5 protein-coding genes and 1 pseudogene are annotated in these 3692 nt (G+C 61.6%); 2 read left to right on the top strand and 4 right to left on the bottom strand.

What is annotated here, in order from left to right; genetic code table 11:
- From AWB74_RS43605 to AWB74_RS47105, 3 genes and pseudogenes are all read right to left on the bottom strand, one after another.
- A partial coding sequence (locus tag AWB74_RS43605; protein ID WP_143749517.1) for a glycosyltransferase family 2 protein occupies positions 1 to 572 on the bottom strand: 572 nt, incomplete at its 3' end.
- On the bottom strand, positions 562 to 1290 hold the full coding sequence (locus AWB74_RS43600; RefSeq protein WP_235024944.1) for a PIG-L deacetylase family protein: 729 nt from the start codon (positions 1288 to 1290) through the stop codon (positions 562 to 564). The genes AWB74_RS43600 and AWB74_RS43605, both read right to left, overlap by 11 nt.
- 43 nt (positions 1291 to 1333) lie before the next feature.
- Positions 1334 to 1432 (bottom strand): annotated as a pseudogene (locus AWB74_RS47105) (zinc-binding dehydrogenase); the annotation flags it as partial.
- 76 nt (positions 1433 to 1508) lie between these two features.
- Here AWB74_RS47105 and AWB74_RS48970 point away from each other — a divergent pair.
- Both AWB74_RS48970 and AWB74_RS45430 read left to right on the top strand, forming a co-directional pair.
- Entirely contained in the window at positions 1509 to 2042 is a 534-nt protein-coding gene (locus AWB74_RS48970) for a hypothetical protein (protein WP_407642556.1), read from the top strand.
- A 278-nt stretch (positions 2043 to 2320) separates the two neighbouring features.
- Complete coding sequence (locus tag AWB74_RS45430) at positions 2321 to 2626, top strand: hypothetical protein (RefSeq protein WP_143749516.1); 306 nt, start codon at positions 2321 to 2323, stop codon at positions 2624 to 2626.
- Positions 2627 to 3449: 823 nt separating this feature from the next.
- On the opposite strand, the gene AWB74_RS43585 is transcribed toward AWB74_RS45430, so the two are convergent.
- A partial coding sequence (locus AWB74_RS43585) for a hypothetical protein (protein ID WP_143749515.1) occupies positions 3450 to 3692 on the bottom strand: 243 nt, incomplete at its 5' end.

Here is a 3692-nt window from a genome sequence, read left to right as displayed (position 1 = left end):
ACGAGCGCCTCTTCTCCGCCGATGAAAAGCCTCGGCTCGTAGCCGCCCGTTTGCCGGAAGACGTCCGTGCGAAACACGCACCCGCCCGCCATGAAGCCGATAAGCGCGGGTCCAGGTAGCCCGTCGCGCGCGAGCGGACTATCGCGCATGCGCTCGCACGTTTCATCGATTGCGCCGTGTTCGCCGACGACCACGCGCGCATTCAGCACGCCGACGCGCGGCGCGGCATCGAGCACATCGACGGCGCGAGACAGCGAGCCGGGAGTCCACCATGTATCGTCGTCGCAGAACGCGACGTATTCCGTTTGGACGCGCGCGACGCCGAGATTACGGCCTGCCGCACCGAGATTGCACGGCGCGGCGACCAGCTTCACGAACGGAAAATTTGCCGCGATGCGCCCGGCGGTGCCGTCGGTCGAGGCATTATCGACCGCGATGATCTCGATGCGATCGGGCAGCACGGCAAGTCTTGCAAGCGTGTCGATGACCTGATCGGCACGGTTGTAAGTCAGCACGACGACGGAGAGCCGCGCGCGGTCCGCATCGGGAAGAACGACTCGTTCATCGGTCATGGTGTGCGGGCTGCAAGGTCCAGAAGCGCTCGGGCGCGAAGACATCGTCGTAACCGTTCGGGCCGAACGCCTTCAGTTGGCTGATATAGCAGCTCGCGGCGCGCTGCTTCGCTTCGTGATGACGCGCGAGCATAGCCATGTCGATGCGCTCGGATACGGGCGTCGCGATGATGCCGCAAGCGCAGAGATCGGCGAGGCGCGTCTGCACGAGCCCGTCCATGCGCCGATACAACGCGTCCTCATATGCGATGCAGGCAAGCATTGGATCAACGAGCCATGCCTTGCGGCACGCACGATGCACGAGGTCGTGATCCGAATGAAAAAGGCCCAGCGGAGCGACGAGCGCGCGGCAGGCCGTCGCGCGGATCACGTCGAGCAGGGCCGTGGCTATCTCATCGGGCGTGGCGGGGCTATCGCCTGCATATTGCGAATCGAGAAAGCCGAGATGGATGGCGCGCGCGCCGAGCATGTCGAGCGCGGCGGCGTCCTCGGCGCGACGCGCGCGCATCGCCTGATGCGCGTTCGTGAAGCCGCATTGCGCATCCCAGCCGGTGATGAGCGCATCGTGTGGCACGCCCGCGAAAACCGTGCATACGATCGAATCCGGCGCAGCGGCGACGGCGGCGCCGCAACTGAAGACGGCATCGTCGAGATGGGGCGAGATGACGAGCAAGAGTTCATCGGCGTGCGGCATGGGCATCGTCTTCGGTGTCGGCATGCGCGGCATTGCGCAAAGCGCGTGCCGCGCACCTTCGCCGCGCTCACGGCTTGAGCACGACCTTGATGCAACCGTCTTCCTTGTCGCGGGATGTCTTGTACATTTTAGGACCGTCTATGAGCGAGACGCGAATGGTAAGGACCTCCTCGGTCACCGGACCGGCACTGTCTGGTGCCATCATGGCGGGTGCTACACAACCTTCCGGGAAGGGGGAAGTCATGGACAAGATTACTCGTGTTGGTGTGGATCTATCGAAGAACGTCATGCAGGTTCATGCGGTCGACGGCGCCGAGCGAGTCGTGGTACAGAAAGCGGGCGCACGGCAGCGATTTGCGACCTGGCTTGCCAATCTGAAACCGTGCCTGGTCGCGATGGAGGCATGCGGCGCGCACTACTGGGGACGCGAGCTGCGCGCGCTCGGACACGACGTGCGCCTGATTCCACCTCAGTTGAGAGTGAACCAAACCGTGGAAGACCGTTTCCGTCAACTTGACCGCCGTCACAGAAGGCATGACTGCGGCTTGCCCGATGGGATACGGCGCTTGGAATCTGCGAAGTTTTTAGCGAAGAGAGCCCAGCGAGGCCGCCCGGCACGCTTGCAGTATCAGCTACGCTGGCGACGTTGCCAACCGATCGGAGTTGCTATGCGACTGATCATCAGGCTACTGAGCTGCTTCGAGAGGTCCTTCCGTTTGACAAAGGGATTTCTTTCGGTAGTACTCGTCGTCGGTAACGCGAGCGAGTCGCCTTGATCAGCGATGACGCTGGCGAGTTCGGCAAGGCGGTAGAGACGCAGCCAGCTCGCCAGGGGAAGGCCTGGACTGGTTTCACATCGCGATGAGGTTCAAGGCTGCGAAGAACTCGGTGTTAGGAAGCCAAACGATGGAGCCCCACGAGCGAATCGCTGCAGAGGCACAGATCGATCACGCCAAGTGGCTGGTTTTCCATGGAAAGGGCCGGCAATCCGTGTCCCGCATCAAGGCCCTGGATGCCACGCTGTTGGCGGGGGGAGGGCTATGAGCACCCGGCGTTGTACTGGAACCTGCGCCGCCTGTACTTCTACGTCGAGAACAACGCCGGTACCCTCGTGAACTATGGCATGCGCGAACAGAAGAGGCTACCGATCAGCAGTAGCAGCATTGCGGAGTCCGCGGTGAACCTAATGGTCAGCCATCGTATGGCGAAGAAGCAACAAATGCGATGGACGGACGAGGGAGCGCACTGCCTGGCACAGGTCAGAGTTGCTGTTCTCAATGAAGCGCGCGAACTGAGTCTTTCACAACGAGCTAGCGAGACCGCCGCTGCCACGGACTTCGGCGCGGCGGTCTGCGATTAAGAGCATCCGGATCCACGGCGAACCTCTGACGGGAAAAGTGGCCTTGATGATATTCGCATTATCATCGAAGCATTTTTGACGACTATCCTCAACGCTTAGCTCGAGCGAGTACTCCTTTGATTTACAAAGATACTCAGACGCTGGTGCTGGGTGACGGGAAGAGTCGAGTGGCTGGGATCGGTCGCTGGTGGCGCGGAACGGTAGCCGCGCAGGGCTCAGTACCTGTTGTTGATCACTGGCGCGAAGGATCTGCCCGTTGGCTGATCCGTTCTCGCACGACAGCCCCCGTCCGACTCGCTAAACAGGCCCCGCTGTATCCATCGACCCTGCGGGCGGACATCGATCAGGCATCACCACGGTGAAGGCAAGGAGGAGCCGTCCTGGCATCTCTATGAAGAGGCGTTCGTCCGTCGAGCCTAGGGTGCGGGTTGGACAATAAATCTCCCGTGTTCGTATCGCGGCGCCGAGGCCTTCAACTCTCGCAGGTGGTCGCGGCTGATCCCGCCGACAAGCGAGCCGGCACCCCGCAGACGCTTTGCTCTCTGCCGTTCACGAAGTTGAGAATGCGGACGAGGGGCAACGGTGGGCCACGCGGGCTTCACGCTCGAGGTTCATGGACGAATGAATTCGAGGACCGCGACAGGTATCGTCGCGGGGAAATTGCTTGATTGCATAGGAATGCATTCTAGCTGAGCACGTCGATGCAGAAGAATCGGCAGACCGCATTAAGAACAAGGCGGCCCACGGCGAATGCAACAGATAGTGGCATGTCGTTGGCAGCCGGACGAAAAAAAGGGGTCCAAAGGCACTCGATACAGCTTCGCTAAAGATCGCTAACGTCCGCGCCGTCGATCTTTCCGTCGATAATGTCTTCGCCACGTTCCCACGCCGCTCGCCGCGCGGCACCCAAGTCCGGGATTGCCACCGTCAGCGCCAGTCTGAATACTCGGCTCGCGCCGCCTCCGCCGTCCGCCTCACGACGGCACACCCGCACGGCGACGTCGTAACCTTCGGCATAGCGAGAATGTCGATCGAACAGTTCAAACTTACGCTCGAACACGAGGGG

Source organism: Caballeronia arvi (assembly GCF_001544695.2).
Classification (GTDB): Bacteria; Pseudomonadota; Gammaproteobacteria; order Burkholderiales; family Burkholderiaceae; genus Caballeronia; species Caballeronia arvi.
The sequence above is the reverse complement of the archived record's forward strand: the minus strand, read 5'-3'. Positions and strand labels throughout refer to the sequence as shown.